The following is a 20,565-nucleotide window of genomic DNA, read 5'->3' as shown; positions in this document are numbered from 1 at the left end:
GACTGAGGAAGTCGCAGAGTGCTATCGCAAATCCAACGCCGGTTGCAAGCCATAATGAGCTTGCCCCGAAAGGGCGAGCAAGACGGGCGTGGCGAGCCGTAACGGGGCCGAGAGGTGAGGACCTTCCCGAATCGTCGGCGGCCTGGTAAATGACCGTTCGGGAAATCCCCGCGAGGAGATGGACCGTAGGCGCCACGGGTTTCGCTTTGGAACCCGTGCGATCGCAGGCGCTCGGGAGACGGGTCGAGTACGACCCGTGGCACCCTGAACCGGACTCCGAGCGTGGGGGGGCGCCCAGAACAGGGAGGCGAACACGCTTCCGGATGGCCTAGTAGCTGCCGGGGGGGGCGGTCTGCCAGCCCTGGGAGTAGGCGTCCATCGCCTTGACCTGCTGGGCTCGGTCGTAGAAGAGGAAGGCGACGACGATCCCGGTGAGGGCCCCGCCGACGTGGGCCAGGTAGGCCACGCCGCCGGACTCCCCCATCTCGCCGATCCCCTTGACGCCCAGCCAGACCTGGAGCGCGATCCAGCCGCCGATCACGATCACGGCGGGGAGGACGGTGATGAACCGGAAGACCAGGACGCGGATCTGGTTGTGGGGGAACCAGACGACGTAGGCCCCCATGATCCCGGCGATCGCCCCCGAGGCTCCCAACGTCGGGATCACCGAATCGGGCGCGGCGGCGATCTGGGCGAGGCTGCCCATCAGCCCGCAGGCCAGGTAGACGATCAGGTAGCGGACGCCCCCCAGGACCTCCTCGACGTTGTCGCCCACGATCCAGAGGTAGAGCATGTTCCCGACGAGGTGCATCGGGCCGCCGTGCAGGAACATGGCCGTGAAGAGGGTCAGCCAGACGGGGATCGGGCTGGGGGCGTGGGGGACGACGTCCCTCGCGTCGACGCGAATCGGCTCGCCGAGCCCGCCCCGCTCGGCGCCGGCCAGGGCCCCGGGCCGGACGATCGGCCGGTCGATGTCCTGGGCGTGGGTGATCTCCCACGGAGTCGCGGCGAGGGCCATCGTGAACTCGTCGCCGCGGTCGACCTGGACCACGTACATCACAAGGTTGAGCGCGATGAGGGCGTAGGTGACGATCGGGAAGATGCGAGTCCGGTGGAGGTCGCCGAGGGGGAGAACCATGGTCGGGGCTCGAATCCGAGGGGGGGCGGCGTCGGGCTCGCCGGACGTGGGCGGAGCCTGGGCGGGAATCGCCCTTATTCTGACGTCCGACGCCCCGGGCGGGAAGCCCCCCTCGCGACCTTCGAAAGCCCGGAGGCTCAGGCCCAGATGGTCCGGTCGTCCGGCCGCGCCGCGCCTTCCCGTTCCAGCTTGACCAGCTCCTCGCGGACACGGGCGAGCCCGAAGGCGCAAAGCTCGAAGTGCTCGCTGAGTCGTCGGAGCACGGGGCGGTCGTCGGGGCGCCCGGCCAGGGTGCTGGCCAGGTAATACGAACGCTTCCCCTGCTGCTGGTAGTCGAGGAGCCCGTCGGCCGAGTCCGCGCCCGCGATCCGGCGGAGGGCGTCGGGATAGAGGCCCGTCCAGAAGAGGGTGAAGTCGCCGACGTGGCGGTGGCACTCGCCCCGGCGCTCCTCGTCGTCGGCGGCCTCGGCCTCGGCCAGGATCCGGGCGACCTCGAACAGCGGCCGACCCTGGCCGTCCCGGATCTTTCCGAGCGCCTGGGAGGGGACGAACGAGGCGAGCAGGTTCGACACGTAGCCCACCAGCGAGGGGTCGCCCACGCCCAGTTCGGCCATGAACGTCGATTCCGTCAGCCCGCGGAACATGCGGTGGAGGGGGTGCGATTCGGAAATCATGCGTGATTTCTCCGAACGGGAACAACCTGACCCTCGGTTACGACGCGACTCGCGATCGGGTTCGGCCTCTTCCTCTCATAGGGGCGAAGGGTCCGCTCGGCACGGCCCCTTGCGATCCGAGGCCCCCCTATGGCAAACAATGCGCCGGGATCCGAATTCCGGGAAGACAAAATTCCCGAGAAGCTCGATCCTCATCGGATCTCCCCCCCTTGTAAGGGATTCGGCGAAGCGGGACGGGGTCTCCGCAACGGAGGAGGCGGCGGCCGACCGCCTCGATCGGCGGCCGACGACCCCAATTCAGGAGCAATCCGCGACGACGCGGTCGATCGCTGTGGCTTGATCGGATTCGTCGATCCTGTCATGATGGCGTCCCGGGGAATCGCGTCGATCGCAAGATCCATCGGGGTCGGGATTTCGCTCCCCCCCCGCCGGGACGCTTTCCCGCAAGCCCCCCGTCGAGATGGACCACGAACGAGAATCACGGCGATCACGGCTTCGGAGCCCGCTCGAGAGGGCCCGGCCGCGGGGGCGATCGTCAGGAGGATTTGGGTTGCGAATCACGTTTCACGGAGCCACCCGGCAAGTCACGGGGAGCGCGCACCTCCTGGAGATCGGCGGGTCCCGCATCCTGCTCGACTGCGGCCTGTTCGACTCCGACCGGATCGACCCCGCGAGCCAGAACCGGAACCTCCCCTTCGACCCCAAGTCGCTCGACGCCGTCGTGGTCTCGCACGCGCACAATGACCACATCGGCCGCCTCCCTTTCCTGGTGAAGCAGGGGTACGAGGGGCCGATCTACACCACCCCGGCCACCGGCGACATCTGCAGCATCATGCTGCGCGACAGCGCCCGCATCCAGCGCGAGGACGTCCGGATGGCCCACATCCGGCATCCCCACGTCGAGTCCCCCGAGCCGCTGTTCGAGCAGTACGACGTGGAATGGATGGTCGAGCGGCTGGAGCGCGTCCCCTATGAGGACCCCCGCGAGATCGCCCCGGGCGTCTACCTGACCTACCGCGACGCCGGCCACATCCTGGGCTCGGCCATCGTCCAGATCGACTTCGAGGAGAACGGCCGCGCCCGCCGCTTCGTCTTCACCGGCGACCTCGGCCGGCGCGACACCGGGCTCCTCCCCGACCCGACCATCGTCAAGGACGTCGACATCCTCGTCTCCGAGAGCACGTACGGCGACAAGGAGCTGGAGCCCTACGACCGGCTGATGAAGCAGCTCCACGCGATCGTCGCGCGGGCGATCCGGCTCCAGGGCAAGATCGTGATCCCGGCGTTCAGCCTGGGCCGGACCCAGCGGATGGTCTACTGCCTCCAGGAGCTGTTCGCCACCACCAAGCTGCGGCCGATCCCGGTCTACGTCGACAGCCCGCTCGCCAACCGGCTGACCGACGTCCATCGCGACTACCCGGACGCCTACACCCCCGAAGCCCGGGCCCTGATGGACAAGGACCCGCTCTACTTCGGCTCGAAGTACGTCGAGTTCTGCCAGTCCTTCGAGGACTCCCGGCGGCTGAACTACCAGCGCGGGCCGCTCGTCATCATCTCGTCGTCGGGCATGTGCGAGGCGGGCCGGATCCGGCACCACCTCCGCCACATCGTCTCCGACCCCGACAACGCGATCGTCATCGTCAGCTACCAGGCCGAGAACACCCTGGGCCGGAAGCTGGCCGAGGGGGTCGAGCGGATCCAGATCCTCGACCAGGGATACGACCTGAACGCCGCGGTCTACGTCCTGGACGGCTTCTCCGGCCACGCCGACCGCAACGACCTCGCCTGGTGGTACGAGCAGACCGGCGGCGGCATCGAGCACGGCTTCATCGTCCACGGCGAGCCCCCCTCGATGGAAGCCCTGGTCCCGGTCATGCAGCGGTTCGTCAAGAACCCCGTCCAGATCCCCGACCTCCACGAGAGCTTCGAGGTCTGACCGACCGGCGGGAACCCCGACCCGACGGACGCGACGGACCCGGCCTAGTGGCCGTACGACGTCGGGGACGAGGTGGCGGGCGGCTCGCGGCGCACCGCCCCCCGGACCCGGCGGAGGATCTCCGCGAAGCCGCTCAGCTCGGCCTCGAACTCGATCGCCGAGACGTCCTCCGCGTCGAGGAACCGCTTCAGCGCGAGCCGAGGCGTCCCGGGGTCGTTCATCCCGACGAGGCACGTCGTGGCGCTCGCCACCCCCAGCGCCTCGAGCCAGGGCCGCTGCTCGGCCAGGAAGGCGCCGCTGGGGTAGCAGAGATGGTCGCAAGGACGGCCGACGATCGGCTCCAGCACGGCCCGATTGTCGACGATCTCCCGCACCACCCCCGGTTCGTCCGATGGCATGCAATGCCGGTGCGTATGAAGCTGGACGTCGACCCCCGCCTCGACCAGCCGCGCGATCTCCGCCGGGCTCACCAGCGAGAACCGGCGGTCGCGGGCGATCGCGTCGTAATCCACGCCCAGCCGTCCCCCAAGCTCGCGGCCCAGCGCGACTCGACCGGGTTCGTCGAGCCGCTCCTCGGCGTGCCGGATCAGCCGCCACATGAACTCGTTCGACCGACCGTCCCCCAGGGGGATCGTCCCCGTTTCCGGGTCGAGGAGGCCGTCCACGCGCAGCTCGCGATGGTGGGTCTTCCAGAACAGATAGCGGACGACCAGCCGAAAGATCGGCGTCTGCTTGATGACGTGGTACGTCGTGATGTAGAAGGTCTGCGGCAGGCCGAAGCCCCGGGCGACGTCCATCCCGAAGAGGTGGCTGCCGTAGAAACCGTCGTCGTAGGTGATGACCACGGCGTCGGCGGGCAGCGTCCCCGCGTCCAGCCTCTCCACGGCCTCGGCGAGCGGCAAGACGACGTATCCTCCGCGTTTGAGGATCTCCAGCCGCGATCGCACCGTCTCGGGCCGCATGAAAAGGCCGGGCGCGAAGCGGTGCTCGTCCGCGACGGAAACCCCGTGATAGCAGAGGATCCGCAGCCGCCCCGCCCCCCATCGCCGCGAAAGGTGGAACAAGCCGAGGCCCTTGCAGCAGCGATACGCCAGCAGCTTCACCGCCTTGCCCATCGCCACCCCCCTCGATCGATCGGCCGTCCGTCGCACCCTCCCATCCAGCCGAGCCGGCGACCATCGGTGCAACATCAGGACGGCAAGATATCTCAATTCCGAGGCGACTTCAATCGGGAGTCGCCCCGTTGAGGTCCCGCCGAGACGAGGCGGGGACTCGGTGCAACGGACGGGTTATAATCCAAGAGTCGCCGCGTCCGGGGCCGTGCGAGACTGTATCCCCGCGCGACGGCCCAGGCCCCCCGCCTGGCCCACCGGACGGCCCCCCCGCCGCACGCCCGACGGCCGGGACGCCCGAGCCTCCTCCCCACGGAAAGCCAGGGTGACTCCATGACCCGCTCCCGTTCCCTCTCCCGCTCGATGCTCCTCGCGCTGGCGTTCGCCCTTGCGGCCGTCGCCTCGCCGGCCGCCGATCCGCCGCCGGCCGTCGACCTCCTCTCGCTGAACCTCAAGGGGAACGACGCGACCGTCGAGCCGCTCCCCGAGACGCCCGGCGGGCTGCGCATCACCTTCCATCCCGCCGAATGGCCAAACGCCCGGATCGACGCCCCCGCCGGGCGTCCCTGGGACTGGCGCGGGACCGGCCTCCTGAAGCTCGACCTGAAGAATCCCGGCCCCACGGCCGTCGAGTTCGGCGTCCGCATCGACGACGATCCCAGGGCCGACGGGGTCCGCCACTGCCGCACCGCCAACGGCCGCCTCGAAGCCGGCGAGGCCGCCGTGTTCGCCATCGCCGTCGGCAAGGACGGGCCGATGAGCTTCGGCATGCGCGGGCTCCCCGGCGACGGCGGCGGCCGCAGCCTGTCCGCGAACGGCGACGACGACCTGAACCTCGGCCACATCGTCGCGGCCCAGATCTTCGTCCACGCCCCCAAGGGCCCGCAGGCCCTCGAAATCCGGTCCGCAAGCGTGGCGCCGATCCCGCCCATCGAGGGGATCGTCGACGCCTTCGGCCAGTACACCGGCGCCGACTGGCCCGGCAAGGTCCACTCCGAGGCCGACCTCAAGGCTCGCCACCAGGCCGACCTCGCCGAGCTTGAAGCCCACCCCGCGCCGGCCGACCGCAACGCGTTCGGCGGCTGGAAGGACGGCCCCAGGGCGGAAGCCTCGGGCTACTTCCGCACCATCAAGCGCGACGGCAAGTGGTGGTTCGTCGATCCCGAAGGCGCCCCCTTCTTCTCGCTGGGGATCGACTGCGTGACGACCGGCGACCACAACACGATCGTCACCGGCCGCGAGGCGATGTTCACCTGGCTCCCGAAGCGCGACGACCCCCTAGGCCGCTTCTATGGGCACGTCTCCAACGTCCATTCCGGCCCGGTCAAGAGCGGCGACACGTTCAGCTTCTACAACGCGAACCTGATGCGGATCTACGGCCCCGACCACGCCGGTCGTTGGGCCGACGCGACCCTCCGTCGGCTGGCCTCGTGGGGCTTCAACACGATCGGCAACTGGTCGGATCGACGGTTCGCCGGCGCGCCCCGGACGACGGACGCCCGCATGCCCCGGACGCCCTACGTCGCGACCCTGGGGACGCACGGCGAATTCGCCACCATCGCCAGCGGCTCCGACTACTGGGGGCGGATGCCCGACCCGTTCGACCCTCGGTTCGCCGAGGCCGTGCGTCGGAACGTCGCCGAGGCCGTCCGGACATTCCGGGGGGACCCCTGGTGCCTGGGCTACTTCGTCGACAATGAGCTGAGCTGGGGGGGCGGCGGCGATCGCGGCCGCGTCGGCCTGGCGCTGGGCGCGCTCGACCTCGACGCCGCCGACTCGCCCGCCAAACGGGCCTTGATCGAGCGGCTCAAGGCGCGCCACGGCGGGATCGACCGCCTGAACGACGCCTGGCGGGCGGACGTCGGCGACTGGGCGACCCTCGAAGCCCCGTGGCGGCCCTCGGACGACCCGGCCGAGTGGACCGACGCGATGCGAGACGACCTCCGCGGCTTCGTCAAGGAGATCGCCCGCGCCTACTTCCGGACGGTCCGGGACGCGCTCAAGGCGTCCGACCCGGACCATCTCTACATGGGCTGCCGGTTCGCCTGGAAGACCCCCGAGGCGATCGAGGCCGCCGCCGAGTTCTGCGACGTGATCAGCTTCAACCTCTACGAGCGGAAGCTCGACCCCGCCGAGTGGACGATCCTGGAGACGCTGGACAGGCCGGCGATCATCGGCGAATTCCACTTCGGCGCGCTGGACCGGGGGATGTTCCACACCGGCCTGGTCCCCACCGCCAGCCAGGAGGAACGCGCGGGGGCGTACGCCGAGTACGTCGGCGCGGTCCTGGACCACCCGTCGTTCATCGGCTGCCACTGGTTCCAGTTCGTCGACGAGCCCGTGACAGGGCGGTCGTACGACGGCGAGAATTACAACATCGGCTTCCTGAACGTCGCCGACCTCGCCTACCCCGAGATGGTCGCCGCCGCCCGCGCGATCCACGCCCAGTCGTACGCGCGACGATCGGGAAGCCGTTGACCCCGTAGTCCCGGAGATCCCCGCCATGAGCCAATCGATCCAGTACGCCCGGTTCGCGAGCCCCATCGGCGAACTCCTGCTCGCGGCGAGGGGGGATCGGCTCTGCCGGTTGAACATGCTCGACGGCCCCTCCGACCGCCGACTCCCGGAAGGGTCGGAGGAGGGCCGAAGCGCCTTCCTCGACGACGTCCGAGCCCAGCTCGACGCCTACTTCGCCGGGCGGTCGCGGAGCTTCGGTCTTCTGCTGTCCCAGGAGGGGACCCCCTTCCAGGTCCAGGTCTGGACCGAGCTGGCCCGGATCCCCTACGGCGAGACGATCTCTTACGCCGAGCTGGCGCGTCGCGTCGGCTCCCCGAAGGCGAGCCGCGCCGTGGGCGGCGCCAACGGTCGAAATCCGATCGCGGTCGTCGTCCCCTGTCATCGCGTAATCGCCGCCGACGGCCGCCTCGGCGGCTTCGGCGGCGGCTGCGACCGCAAGCTCTGGCTGCTCCAGCACGAGGCCCAGGTCGCCGGCCGCGAGGTCCCCGCCTCCTGGTTCTCTCGCGAGAATTCCCGAGCGACGTCGCGAGCCGACGTCGTCTCGCCCTGACGATTCCTCTCCTTCGAGGCGCCCCATGACATCTCCATTCACGCACGGCCTCCGAAGCTTCTTCGCGCTCGGCGTCATCGCCGCGACCGCGACGGGCCTCGCCACCCCTCTCGCGTGGGCCCAGACGCCCGACCCCCGCCAGAAGGAGGAACGGACGTCGTTCCAGACCCACGCTCCCTGGGACGCCGGGCTGCAACTGCCGGCCGACGTCGCCATGTGCTACGGCGTCGACGCCAGCCTCCCGGATCGCGTCCGCCAGTGGAAGGAACGCGGCTACATCGTCCATCTGATGACCGGCGTCTCCTGGGGCCAGTACCAGGACTACCTCTACGGCCGGTTCGACGGCGTGAATCACGTCGACGAGGCCCAGACCGACCGCAACGGCAACGTCATCTCCCACGGCGGCGACGTCTACTACATGTGCCCCGGCCCGAACTTCGGCGCCTACCTGGCCCAGAACGTCCTCAAGGCCATCGACGCCGGCGTCGAGGCGGTCCACCTGGAGGAGCCCGAATTCTGGGCCCGCGCCGGATACAGCGAGGGCTTCAAGCGCGCCTGGCGCGAGCACTACCAGGAAGAGTGGATCCCGCCCCACCAGTCGGCCGACGCGCAGTACCGCGCCAGCCGACTCAAGTACGTCCTCTACCGCGACGCCCTCAAGCAGATCTTCGACGCGGTGAAGCAAAAGAACGCCGAGACCGGCAAGAACGTGAAGTGCTACGTCCCCACCCACAGCCTGGTCAACTACGCCCTCTGGAACATCGTGAGCCCCGAATCCAGCCTGCTCACCGTCGGGGCCGACGGCTTCATCGCCCAGGTCTGGACCGGCACCGCCCGGTCGAAGAACGTCTACCAGGGGAAGACGGCCGAGCGCACCTTCCAGACCGCCTTCTTCGAGTACGGCTCCATGACCGCCGCCACCCGCGGCAGCGGCGGACGGCTCTGGTTCCTCCACGACCCCATCGAGGACGACCCCAACCACGACTGGGACGACTACAAGACGAACTGGGAATGCACCGTCGTCGGCTCGCTCTTCTGGCCCGAGACCACCCGGTACGAGGTCGCGCCCTGGCCCGAGCGGATCTTCCACGGCAAGTACCCCGCGCCCGGCTCGGCCCCGCCGCCGGGAGACGCCCGACGCCGCCGAGGAGGGAACCGCATCCCGATCCCGGCCGACTACGCCACCGAGCTGATGACCGTCATGAACACCCTCAACCACATGGACCAGCCCGAGATCGCCTGGGATTCCGGCACCCGGGGCGTCGGCCTGGTCGTCTCCGACGCCCTGATGTTCCAGCGCGAGGGGTTCAAGCCGTCCGACCCGTACCTCGGCAACTTCTTCGGCCTCGCCCTGCCGGCCCTCCAGCGCGGGATCCCCGCCGAGCCCGTGCAGCTCGAGAACCTGCGGACGACCGACGACCTGGGCCGCTACAAGGTCCTGTTGATGACCTATGAGGGCATGAAGCCCTTGACCAACGACGCCGACAAGGTCCTGGCCGAGTGGGTCAAGGCGGGCGGGGTCCTGCTGTTCATCGACGACGACCAGGACGTGTACAACGAGGTCCGCTCCTGGTGGAACGCCCCCGGCGGCCCCGGCTACGCCAACCCCCGCCAGGCCCTCTTCGACGCCCTCGGCGTCGGCCGGGACGCCACGCCCGGCGCCCACGCGGTCGGCTCCGGCACGCTGATCTGGGACGCCTCCAGCCCCGCCGCGCTGACCTACAAGCCCGAAGGCGCCGACGCCGTCCGCAAGCTCATCGAGCAGGCCTGCGGCGCGGCCAAGCTGCCGTACAAGGAGACGAACCACCTCGTCCTGCATCGCGGCCCTTACGTCGTCGCCGCCGGGCTTGAGGCCGCACCCGGCGAATCCGATCACGTGCTCAAGGGTCGATTCGTCGACCTGTTCGACGCCGGCCTGAAGGTCGTCGATTCGGTCACGCTCGATCCCAATCGGCGGGCGCTCCTGCTGGACCTGGACCGCGTCCCCTCGGACGGCCCGCGCGTGCTCGCCTCGGCCTGCAAGGTCACCGACGAGGCCCCGAACGGCCAGGGCCTGAGCTTCTTCGCCCGAGGCCCCCAGAACATCACCGCCTCCGTCCGCGTGGCCCTGGCGAAAGCCCCCGGCTCCGTCACGGTCGCCGGAAAGCCGCTCGACGCGGAGTCCCAGACGTGGGACGAGGCGTCGAAGACCCTCCTGATCCGCTTCCCCAACTCGGCCGACGCGGTGCACGTCGAGATCGAGTGAGCGCCTGCCCCGGTGAGGGCAGACGGAGCCAGCAACGTCCTTCCCCCCTCGCGGGGGAAGGTGGCCCGCAGGGCCGGATGAGGGGGAAATACGAGCACGAACGCCGTCGGCGCTCGGGTAACCGGATCGCGAATCCCGACGGCGCTCGTGCTCGTCTTCCCCCTCATCTGACCCCTTCGGGGTCTGTCTTCCCCCGCGAGGGGGGAAGACCGTTCTTGAGCACGAAACCCGCCGGAGTTTCGGTCCGTCCACAATGACTGAGGCCGTCACCTGCATGCCTTCGCCCCTCGTGGGAGAAGGCATGATCGCGAAGGACGCCGACCTGACAGCCGGCCTACCTGCGAATTCCGACGGCGACCGGGCTCACCCGCCGCCTCAACCGATCAGGGCCTCGCCCCCTCGTCGAGCCGCCTCGTCATCTCGTCGAGCCGTTCGAGGATCTGGTCCAGCTTCTCCTCGACGCGGCGGAATCGGGACTCCAGGTCCGGCGCGGGCGTCGGGCCTCGATCGGCCGGCGCGGCCTGCATGAGACGGGGATCGGCCGGGACCCCGACCGTCGCGCCCTCCGTCACCTGGAAAGGCGACTCGACCTCGCCGGCGTGCGGGGGTCTCTTCGGCGAGGCGACCTCCCAGGGGATGACCTCGCCTCCCGACCGCGAGAGCGCCGCCAGCACGAAATGATCCCGTCCGGGCGTGTCAGCGAAGTGGCGGATAGAGCCGTCGGCCATGGCGAAGACGTAGCCCTTCGGGTCGCTCGCGTCGGGTTTCCCGAACGATTCCCGCGGGACGAGCGAGAGTTCCCCCGGCCGCGTCCAGATGGTCGGCTCGGCGGCCACGGTCAGGAACGCGGTGTTCGGCGCCCCGTCCCGGACGTCTTCGAAGCGCACGCCCGTGGCCGTCTCTTCGCCAAGTTCCGGGCCGAACATGGCGTCGGGGCCCGCATAGCCGCGAATCCGGGTCTGGCCGGGGGGCGACTCGACGCCGGGCGTCTGGAAAAATTCGGGCATGCGGGGGATCAACGTCTGGTTGTGGGGCGAGTCCCAGGGCTCGTCCAGGCGGAACTCGTGGTAGAGACCGTTTGACTCGGCACCGAGATACGGCAGGATCGCCACCCTCCAGCTCAGCAAGGGCCGCCCATTGGCACCGCGGATGGCGGCGGTCGGGAAGGCGTCGTTCGTGCTGTAGAAATTGTGCATCGCCAGGAGGATCTGCCGCAGGTTGCGTTCCGTCGCGGCTCTTGGCGAGGGGGTCCGCGCCTTCTCGACCTTCGGGCCGTCGCTTGCGACGTCCTGGGGCGGGGGAGGGGACGGCTGATACCAGGCCGCCGCCGTCAGGCCGAACGTTGCAAGGCTCCCCGCAAGGGCCAAAGCGGAGAGGATCGGTTTCGAGAACATGGTCGGTGCGACTCCCTGGGTCAGGGCCGCGACGGCGGGCGGGATCGCGGCCTTCGCCGAGATCGTCGCCAGGGTCGCGCGGAGGAGCGTCATGGACACGGGGGACGCGAACGACTCGGCCGACGAGGCCGCCGCCAGGGCCGCCGCGGGCGTGACCCCGCGCCGGACGAGTCGGCCGCGCAGGGCCTCCTTCGCACGCGAGAGGCGGCTCTTGACGGTCCCGACGGGGCAGGCCAGGCGTCGCGAAGCCTCGTCCTCGGAGGCCCCGCCGAGCAGGCAGAGGACCAGCACGTCGCGCTGCTTCGACGGCAGCCGGGCCAGCTCGGCGTCGAGAATAGGCCGGACGTCCGACCACTCGGCGCGGGGGTCGTCCCGAGCCGGGATGTCGTCGATCAGAGGCCGATCCCCGCGCCGGAGGTTCCGGGCGCGGGCCTTGGCGGCGACGCGCGAGGCGACGCCGTACAGCCACGGCCCGAGGCGGTCGGGGTCGCGAAGGCCGGCGGCCTTGCGGGCCAGGACGAGGAACGTCGCCTGGAAGGCGTCGTCGACGTCGTGGTCGCCCCGCAGGAACCGATGGCAGACGCCCCGGACCATCGGCCCATGCCGCGTCACCAGGGCCTCGAAGGCGGCTTCGTCCCCCGTCGATCGGAACCGCTCCAGCAGGTCGCCGTCGCCCGGAGGCGCGACGCCTTCGCGTAGCAGTCGTTCCAGATCGTGAAGAACCGCACCTCGGCCTGCACCGCTCATCGCCCACCCCCGTCGGTCGTCTCGCGTCTCTGAGGATACTGCCCGGGCGCCGCTTTTCGGTTCCGTCGGCCTGCGGGGAAATTCGGGAGTTTCCTTCGGTGCAATGGCCGGCGACGGGGCCGAGCGGGAGATGGGCGGCCCGGCACCCGTCGATCAGGGGTCGGGGATCTCGAACTTCTGGATCCGTTGGTTGCTCGAGTCGGCCACGTAGAGTCGCCCCCGGCTGTCGACGGCCATGCCGTGGGGATGGTCGAGTTGGCCCGGATCCGGCCCCGATTCGGTGATCCCGAACAGGTAGCGGCCGTCCGTGGTGAAGCACTGGACGCGATCGTTCAGGCTGCTGACCCAGACCCGATCGTGTCGATCGACCATCAGTCCGATCGGGCCGTACGTCCCGGGAAGCGAGCCGAAGCTGTACGCCCCGAAGCCGCCGGGCTGGTCCCCCTTGTCGCCCCAGCTCAGGAGCGGCTCGCCGTCGGGCGCGAGCCGCTGGACCCGTCCGAGCCCCGCCTCGGTCGTGTAGAGCCGACATTCGCCGTCCTGCGCGAGGAAGTGCGGCCCGGCGAATCGCGAACCCGCCGGATCGCTCCCCCGAAGCGCCCGGGCTCGGAGCCATGGCCTCCCCACTCGCCGAGGAACCGGCCGTCGATCGTGAACTTCTGGATGCGATGATTGCACTGGTCGGCCACGTAGAGCGTGCCGTCCCGGCGCAGGACCATTCCCCCCGGCTGATGGAACTCGCCGTCCCCGGGGCCGCGTCGGCCCCATTCCCGGACGACCGCGCCGGCGTCGTCGTACACCGCGATCCGGTGCTGGTTCATGAACGACACGTAGATCAGGCCCCGGTCATCCAGGGCGAGGCCGCCCACGATGCACGACTTGCGCGGAGGGGAGTCCAGCGGGAGGTCGAACCCTCCCAGGTACGCGCCGTCGGCGGTGAATTTCTGGATGCGTGAATTGTTCAGATCGGCGACGTACACCTCGTCCCTGGCGTTGATCGCGACGTGGATCGGCGAGTGGAACTGGCCCGGTCCTTCCCCCCGCTCGCCCCAGGTCGTCAGGAGCCTGGGCTCGCCCGGCGGGTCGGCGCGAAGCCCGGCGGAGGCGAGTAAGAGCAGGATCGCCCCCGCCGCGGCCAGAGTACGACGGGCGGCGCGGCGGAGGCGCGACGGTTTCCTCATGAGACCTCCACGAGGGGCGTTCGATCCATCCATCAGGGCCGCGTCCGGCCCCCCCTCGGCCGGGGGGGGGCGACGTCCTCGACGAGTCAGAGCAGCGAATCGGCGGGATGCTGCCAGGGGGCGCGGTAGGGGCCGCGGAGGAGCTTGGTGGCCTCGTCGTCGCCGACGACGATCCGCTTGCTCGGGTCGTAGACGACCGGCCGGTCGAGCTGCATGGAGAGGTTCGCCAGCAGGCACGAGGCGGTGGAGATGTGGCCCTGCTCGATGTCGGCGATCGGCCGGGAGCGGTCGGCGATCGAGGCCAGGAAGTTCCGCATGTGGAGCCTCGTGGCGGGGGCGGCGTTCAGCTCGATTTCCGGCTCGTTGACGTCCTCAGGGTACTTCTCGCGTTCGAAGACGCAATCGAAGTGGAGGGGTTTCCCTTCGCCCTGGGGGATGAAGTCGGCCCGCATGGTGCTGGCCTTGAGCGTCCCCTTCTCGCCGTAGATCATCAGCGCCCAGGGGTATTCCGGGTCGGGCGAGGTGCCCCAGGTGCGGTGCTGCCAGACGACGTCGTATTCGGGGTATTCGAACGTCGCACCCTGGGTGTCGCTGATGTTCGACTTGCCGTCTTTCTGGACCAGGATGCCGCCGCTCGACGTGATCTTCTCGGGCCATCCCAGGCCGAGCATCCAGCGCGCGGTGTCGAGCATGTGCACGCACATGTCGCCGGTGATGCCGCTGCCGTACTCCATGAAGGTCCGCCACCAGCGGACGTGGGGGATGCCGTCGTAGGGCCGCAGCGGGGCGGGGCCGGTCCACATCTCGTAGTCGAAGAAGTCCGGCGGGGTGGTGACGGGCGGGTTGTCGTTGGCCCGCATGTGATAATAACAGCAGACCTCGACGTGGCCGATCTTGCCGAGCAGCCCGGCGTCGACGACCTGCTTCTTGGCCTCGATCAGGTGCGGCGTGCTCTTGCGCTGGGTCCCCACCTGGACGACCCGATTATGCTTGCGGGCGGCGGCGACCATCGCCTCGCCTTCCAAAACGTCGTGGCTGATGGGCTTCTGGACGTACACGTCGGCCCCGGCCTCGACGGCCGCGATCATCGGCAGGGCGTGCCAGTGGTCGGGCGTGGCGACCAGGACGATGTCCAGGTCCTTCTCCTTGAGCATCTCGCGATAGTCGCCGTAGGTCCTGGGGGTCTTCCCGGACTTCTGGCGGGAGGCGACCATCTCGGCCGCGTGGGCGAGCTGCTTCTTGTCGGGGTCGCAGAGCGAGACGACCTCGACGGGGGCGACCTGGATCAGCCGGAACAGGTCCGACTTGCCGTACCAGCCGCAGCCGATCAGGCCCACGCGGAACGGCTTCTCGTCGGCCGCCCCGCGCGTGTACCCTCCGAGCATCGAGGCCGTCAGTCCCGCCGCGCCGAACTTCAGCGCGTCCCGGCGATTCGTCATCGGTCGTTCCCCCTGGCGTCGGATTCCCGGCCGTCGCGACCCGTCGGACGGCCTCCTCCCGAGGATCGCACAGGGCCGACCCCCGTTCAACCCGCGCGACCGGCGGCCTGGCCGATCCGGCTGGCCGCGCGGCCGGCGGCCTGCTCGCCGCTGTGGATGCACATGGGGACGCCGATCCCGCGCAGCCAGTTCCCGGCCAGCTCCAGGCCGTCGAGCGCCCCGACCCTCGCCTCGACGTCCGCGATCCGCTCCAGGTGGCCGACCTCGTACTGCGGCATGACCTCGCGCCAACGGGAGACGGACGAGGTTTCCGGCCCCCCCCGCACGCCCAGCAGCGACGCCAGCTCCTCCGTGGCGATCCGCACCAGCTCGTTATCGTCCGCGTCCACCAGCTCGGGCCGTTTGGAGCCCCCCATGAATACGCGGATCAGGACCGAACCCTCGGGCGCGCGGTTGGCGAACTTCACGCTGGAGAAGCTCCCCGAGAGGATCCGCCGATCCTCGATGAACGGGACGACGAAGCCGAATCCGTCCAGCGGGTGCGCGATCCGATCGCGGCGGAAGCCCAGCGAGACGACCGCGCTCGACGTCGACGTGATCGCCCCGACCTCGGCCGCGGCCTCCGGCGCGACCTCGCGCAGCAGGCCGGCCGTCGCCCTCGCGGAAGTCGCCAGGATCACCGAGCGGGCGCGGAGCGTCGTCGGGCCGTCCCCGACGTCGAGCCGCCAGCCGTCGGCGTCGCGGGAGATTCGACGCACGGGGGAGCCGGTCCGCACGGTCCCCTCCGGCAGCCTCGCGACGATCGCCTCGACCAGGTCGGACATGCCCCCTTCGAGCCCGACGAACAGGCTGTAGCGGGCGCCCGATCCGCCCGTCTGCTTGCCGCCGGCGGCGCGCATGGATTTGATCAGGCTGCCGTCGCGCTGCTCCATCTCCAGGAAGCGCGGCATGGTCGCCTTGACGCTCAGGCGCTCGGGGTCGCCGGTGTACATGCCGCCGACCAGGGGCTGGATCAGGCGGTCGTAGGCCTCGCGGCCGAACCGTCGGCGGGCGAACCCGGCGAGGCTCTCGTCGGAGCCGTCGCCTTTGGGGAGGAACCGCTCCATCGCCAGCCGCAGCTTGCCGGGCACGCTCAGGATGCGCGTCCGGACCATCGGGCCGATCTTCGATGGGGCCATGATGATCAGGCCGTCCGGGATCGGCTCCAGCCTCCCCGCGCGGACGACGAACGACCGCCGGTTCCGCTCGGCGGTCTGGATCAGGCGGTCTTCCAGGCCCAGGCGGCGGCAGAGGTCGATCGCCCAGGGGACGTTGGTGATGAAGCTGTCGGCGCTGGAGTCGATCAGGAAGCCGTCGCGACGGTCCGTCCCGAGCACGCCGCCGGGCTTCGCACCGGCCTCCAGCACCGCCACGCTTAGCGACGGGTCAAGCTCGCGGAGGCGGTTGGCCGCCGCCAGTCCGGTGATCCCGCCCCCCACGACCGCCACGTCCACGGTTTCGATCCCGCCTGGATTTCCGCCCATCGCGTCCGGCTCGTCCCGCATCGTCGCCTCGTCATCCCGCCGATCGGCCCGGTGGGGGCTCCTTGAGCGCCCGTCCCCGTTCGGCTAGAGTTGTGGATAGAGACATCCAGTATACCGAGGTCCTCCGCCCGGCGTGAGCCGGCGCGGAAAGGCAGCCATGAATCAGACCCGCCCCACGCCGCCGGCCGACGCCCCGCGTCCCGATTGGACCCGCCGCCGCAACTTCGACTCCAGCCCGCTGATCGCCTTCTACGAGGTGACCCGCGCCTGCGACCTGATCTGCCTGCACTGCCGGGCCTGCGCCCAGCCGAAGGCCGACCCGGCCGAGCTGGACACGTCGGCCTCGCTCCGGCTGATCGACCAGCTCGCGAGCTTCCCCGAGCCGCCGCTCCTGGTCTTCACCGGCGGCGACCCCCTCAAGCGGGCCGACCTGTTCGACCTGATCGCCCACGCGGCCGGGGTCGGATTGCAGACGGCCATCACCCCCTCGCCGACCCCCCTGGTCACCGCCGAGGCGATCGCCCGGCTCAAGGCCGCCGGGATCGGCCGCATGGCCGTCTCGCTCGACGGCGTCGACGCCGCCACCCACGACCGGGTCCGGGGCGTCGCCGGCTCGTTCGACATGACCCGCAAGATCATGGACGACGCCCGCGAGGCCGGAGTCCCGATCCAGGTCAACACCACGCTCACCCCGGACACGTTCGGCCAGCTCGAAGCCATCGCCGACCTGCTGGAGCCCCGGGGCATCGCCCTCTGGTCGCTCTTCCTGATCATCCCCGTGGGCCGCGCCTCGGCCGACATGCGGCTCGACGGCGAGCGCTACGAGCAGGCGTTCGCCCGCCTGTGGAAGCTCTCGCGCGAGCACACGTTCATGATCAAGACGACCGAGGGCATGCACTATCGTCGATACGTCCTCCAGCGCCGGAAGGAGTCGGGCGGGGCCGAGCCGATGAAGCTCTCGGCCCGGGGCTGGAACGGCGGCCTGCCGGGGGTGAACGACGGCCGGGGCATCGTGTTCATCAGCCACGCCGGCCTGATCCACCCCAGCGGGTTCCTGCCGCTGACCTGCGGCATGTTCCCGTTCAACGACGTGGTCGACGTCTACCAGCGCTCGCCCATCTTCCGCCGCCTCCGCGACGCCGACACCTTCGGCGGCAAGTGCGGCGTCTGCGAGTACCGCCACGTCTGCGGCGGCAGCCGCGCCCGCGCCTTCGCCGTCACCGGCGACCCCTACGCCGCCGAGCCTGACTGCACCTACATCCCCCGCGCCTGGGACGAGGCCCACGCCCCCCTCCCGCAGCTCGAACCGTCCTCCTCGGCCTGACCCCGCCCGAGCCGGAAAATTGGGTTCGTCCGCGCCGCCGCGAAACGGAGCCAATCGACGCAACCCTCGTATTCGAGGCCCTTTAATCACGAATCCTCGCCCCCGAAATTGGCTTCGTTCGGCGCTTTTCATGAGATCGCCGTCTTGAGCCTGCTTCTCGAACACGGGATCCCGAAGCGAACGGATATTCCCGTCCGGGCGGGCCGCCCAAACCACCCCGTCGGTCGAGGCTCGACCCTTCCGGTTCAATGGCCGCAAACCGGAGCGACACTGCGGAATTGGGTTCGTTTTCTCCAAACCGAAAACGAAGCCAATCGACCCAAATTCTTAATCATCATGATATTAAGTCTGATCCTCGGCTTCATTGATTGGCTTCGATCGGCGAATCCGCATCATCGCGGGACACGCGCCGGCATCCCTCCCCAGGCCCACGTTCCGCGACGCCCGAGGGCTATCCGGGCCTGCGCGGACCCCTGGGTTCACAGTACGACCGTTTCGTCGAATAGGAACGCGGTGGGGGAGGAACGAGCCCGGATCGCGGTCGACCTGGATTCGGGATCCGGGCGGCCCTTCGCAGGTCAGGGCTTCGTCGCTTCGTCGTCGGGATCGCCGGCGTCGAGCTTCTGGAGCAGGCGGTCCAGCTTCTCCTCGACGCGCTGCATCCGTTGCTCCAGGGAGGGCTCAGCCACCGGCGGTTCCACGACGGGCGAAGCGGGCGCGACCGTCTCGGAGGGCTTCATGCGAGCCTCGGCCAAGGGGAGGGGAGGGACCGGCATGAGGGCCGCGGGCACCGTCCGTGGAACGTAATCCGACCAGTCGAGGATCTCGCCCCCCGCGCGGGAGAGCAGCGCCGCAAGATATCGCGGCCGATTCGGACTGGGGGGCAGGAACCGGGCCGCGCCGTCGACCAGACCGACGACGAACCCTCGGGGGTCGCCGCCGTCGAAGCTTGCGGCCGCCTGGCTCGGATCCGCATCGATCTCGCCGGGCCTGGTCCATTCGACAGCCTCCGAGGCGACGACGAGGAACGCCGTGTTGGACGTGCCGTCGGTGATTTCCGCCATCCCCACGCCCTGGTTCGGAGCCCGAGGCGCCGGTCCCGCTCCAGCCGCCCCCATCCCCTCCAGGGGACCGTCCGGCGAGATGCCCATGCCCCTGCCCATCGCCCCCTCCGCCGCCGGGTCGTTCGGGTCGTCTTCCCGACGGTCGCGATCCTCGGCCTTTTCCGGCTCGGGGGGAGTCTCGCCGCGGCCCGTCCCGGACCTCTCGACGCCCTCGCGCACCGACGATCCACTTCCGGCCGACATCACCCCGGAGCCATCCATCCCGATCCCCATCCCGTCCATGCGGCCCCCACGGCCGGTCATACCACTGGACATCATGCCGCCCATCATCATCCCCATGGCGGCCGGGTTGGGATTCGGGTCGAACATCGCTCCGGGGATGGAGAAACCTCGGAACCGCGTCCGGCCCGCCTGAGTCGGGATGTCTGGGGTTCGATAGACCGCCGGCATGCGGGCGATCAACGACCTGTTGTGGGGGCCGTCCCAGGGCTCGTCGAGGTGGAACTCCCTGTAGAGCGCCTCCTCGCCGAGGAAGGGGAGGATTGCGACCCGCCAACTGAGGAGCGGCTGGCCGTCCGGGCCGTGGATGGCGGCGGCGGGGAAGGAGGCCGTATCCGTCGCGCTCATGGACTGAAGCATGGCCACCAGAAGGCGCTGGAGGTTCTTCACCTTGACGTCGGCCGCCTCCGACGCCTGCGGGACGGCCGAATCTTCCACGGTCTGGGGGTGATGCGGCGGGCTTGCGGTCCAGGCCGGCATCGTCAGGCCGAGCAGCCCAAGGCCGCCGGCAAGGGCCAGCGTCACGAGGATCGGTTTCGAGAGCATGGTCGAGGAGACTCCCTGGATGAGGGCGGCGACGGCGGGCGAGACCGGAGCCTTCGCCGTGATCGTCGCCAGGGTCGCACGGATCAGGAGGGACGACGCGGGAGACGCGAACGACTCGGCCGACGACGCCGCCAGGGCCGCCGCCGGCGCGACGCCTCGTCGCAACAGCCGCCCCCGAAGGGCCTCCCTCGCACGCGAGAGCCGGCTCTTGACGGTGCCGACCGGGCAGTCGAGGCGTTGCGACGCCTCCTGTTCCGAGGCACCGCCCAGCAGACAGAGGACCAGCACGTCGCGCTGGGGGGCCGGCATCCGGGCCAGCTCGGCGTCCAGGACGGGCCACAGGTCGGACCACTCGGCGCGGGCGTCCTCGCGGGCAGGGACGTCGTGCACGAGCGGTTGGGCCCGGCGGCGGTCGGCCCGGGCGCGGGCCCGGAGGCTCACGCGGCGGGCGATGCTGTAGAGCCACGAGGACAGGCGGTCGGGGTCGCGGAGCTTCCCCCCGTATCGGGCCAGGACCAGGAACGTCGCCTGGAAGGCGTCGTCCGCGTCGTGAGGATCGCGCAGGAGCCGACCGCACACGCCCCGGACCATCGGCCCGTGCCGCGTCACGATCGACTCGAAAGCCCCCTCGTCCCCGCTCGCCAGAAATCTCGCGAGCAACTCCCCGTCCGCGACGAACACCGCGCCGCGGCGGAAAAGCTGATCCAGGTCCCGGACGATCAGTCCCTTGCCGCTCTTGCCCATCGCCGGCCCCCGTCCCTTCGATTCGCGTCTGGAGAGGCAGTGACCGCAATCCCCGCCCAGGTTCCAGGAATCCGGAGAAACCCGCCGTCCAGCGTAACGCGCCCGTCGTTGCGAGGGCCGGGAGAGGCCGTTGGGAACGATCGACCGGCGCT

14 protein-coding genes are annotated in these 20,565 nt (G+C 70.0%); 5 read left to right on the top strand and 9 right to left on the bottom strand.

Annotated features, from left to right (window positions below):
* Positions 1-328: 328 nt before the first annotated feature.
* A complete protein-coding gene (locus VT85_RS02345; protein ID WP_068409913.1) occupies positions 329-1,138 on the bottom strand; it encodes a rhomboid family intramembrane serine protease in 810 nt (269 codons plus the stop codon).
* Between the two features lie 137 nt (positions 1,139-1,275).
* The gene (locus VT85_RS02340) at positions 1,276-1,812 is read right to left on the bottom strand and encodes a hypothetical protein (RefSeq protein ID WP_068409910.1); all 537 of its coding nucleotides are present in this window, start codon (positions 1,810-1,812) and stop codon (positions 1,276-1,278) included.
* Between the two features lie 550 nt (positions 1,813-2,362).
* Here VT85_RS02340 and VT85_RS02335 point away from each other — a divergent pair.
* Positions 2,363-3,748: an MBL fold metallo-hydrolase gene (locus VT85_RS02335; protein WP_068409908.1), complete on the top strand. Its 1,386-nt coding sequence runs from the start codon at positions 2,363-2,365 to the stop codon at positions 3,746-3,748.
* Positions 3,749-3,792: 44 nt separating this feature from the next.
* Here the strand turns inward: VT85_RS02335 and VT85_RS02330 are convergent, their stop codons facing one another.
* A complete protein-coding gene (locus tag VT85_RS02330) occupies positions 3,793-4,863 on the bottom strand; it encodes a polysaccharide deacetylase family protein (RefSeq protein WP_068409905.1) in 1,071 nt (356 codons plus the stop codon).
* Positions 4,864-5,193: 330 nt separating this feature from the next.
* Here VT85_RS02330 and VT85_RS02325 point away from each other — a divergent pair, with 330 nt between their 5' ends.
* The 3 genes from VT85_RS02325 to VT85_RS02315 are packed head-to-tail and all read left to right on the top strand — an operon-like array spanning position 5,194 to position 10,172.
* Positions 5,194-7,338 carry a hypothetical protein gene (locus tag VT85_RS02325; protein ID WP_068409901.1) on the top strand — a complete coding sequence of 715 codons (2,145 nt, stop codon included), beginning with the start codon at positions 5,194-5,196 and terminating at the stop codon, positions 7,336-7,338.
* Between the two features lie 25 nt (positions 7,339-7,363).
* Positions 7,364-7,927: a methylated-DNA--[protein]-cysteine S-methyltransferase gene (locus tag VT85_RS02320; protein ID WP_082858303.1), complete on the top strand. Its 564-nt coding sequence runs from the start codon at positions 7,364-7,366 to the stop codon at positions 7,925-7,927.
* A gap of 25 nt (positions 7,928-7,952) precedes the next feature.
* Positions 7,953-10,172, top strand: coding sequence for a hypothetical protein (locus tag VT85_RS02315; RefSeq protein WP_068409896.1), 2,220 nt, complete (start codon positions 7,953-7,955; stop codon positions 10,170-10,172).
* A gap of 383 nt (positions 10,173-10,555) precedes the next feature.
* Here the strand turns inward: VT85_RS02315 and VT85_RS02310 are convergent, their stop codons facing one another.
* The 5 genes from VT85_RS02310 to hemG form a co-directional block, all read right to left on the bottom strand.
* Entirely contained in the window at positions 10,556-12,313 is a 1,758-nt protein-coding gene (locus VT85_RS02310) for a sigma-70 family RNA polymerase sigma factor (protein ID WP_082858302.1), read from the bottom strand.
* A 153-nt stretch (positions 12,314-12,466) separates the two neighbouring features.
* Positions 12,467-12,685 (bottom strand): hypothetical protein, encoded by a 219-nt coding sequence (locus tag VT85_RS28205; protein WP_068409888.1) that lies wholly within the window; start codon positions 12,683-12,685, stop codon positions 12,467-12,469.
* A gap of 86 nt (positions 12,686-12,771) precedes the next feature.
* The gene (locus tag VT85_RS02300; protein WP_068409883.1) at positions 12,772-13,494 is read right to left on the bottom strand and encodes a hypothetical protein; all 723 of its coding nucleotides are present in this window, start codon (positions 13,492-13,494) and stop codon (positions 12,772-12,774) included.
* A gap of 86 nt (positions 13,495-13,580) precedes the next feature.
* Positions 13,581-14,933, bottom strand: coding sequence for a Gfo/Idh/MocA family protein (locus tag VT85_RS02295; protein ID WP_082858300.1), 1,353 nt, complete (start codon positions 14,931-14,933; stop codon positions 13,581-13,583).
* Between the two features lie 86 nt (positions 14,934-15,019).
* Positions 15,020-16,477 (bottom strand): protoporphyrinogen oxidase, encoded by a 1,458-nt coding sequence (hemG, locus tag VT85_RS02290; protein ID WP_068409873.1) that lies wholly within the window; start codon positions 16,475-16,477, stop codon positions 15,020-15,022.
* 136 nt (positions 16,478-16,613) lie between these two features.
* On the opposite strand from hemG, the gene VT85_RS02285 reads away from it, so the two are divergent.
* The gene (locus VT85_RS02285) at positions 16,614-17,780 is read left to right on the top strand and encodes a TIGR04053 family radical SAM/SPASM domain-containing protein (RefSeq protein ID WP_068409871.1); all 1,167 of its coding nucleotides are present in this window, start codon (positions 16,614-16,616) and stop codon (positions 17,778-17,780) included.
* Between the two features lie 578 nt (positions 17,781-18,358).
* Here VT85_RS02285 and VT85_RS02280 read toward each other — a convergent pair.
* On the bottom strand, positions 18,359-20,413 hold the full coding sequence (locus tag VT85_RS02280) for a sigma-70 family RNA polymerase sigma factor (protein WP_068409868.1): 2,055 nt from the start codon (positions 20,411-20,413) through the stop codon (positions 18,359-18,361).
* Positions 20,414-20,565: the final 152 nt, after the last annotated feature.

The organism is Planctomyces sp. SH-PL62, assembly GCF_001610895.1.
GTDB lineage: Bacteria > Planctomycetota > Planctomycetia > Isosphaerales > Isosphaeraceae > Paludisphaera.
Note: the sequence above shows the minus strand (reverse complement) of the source record. Positions and strands in the feature narration are given on the sequence as shown.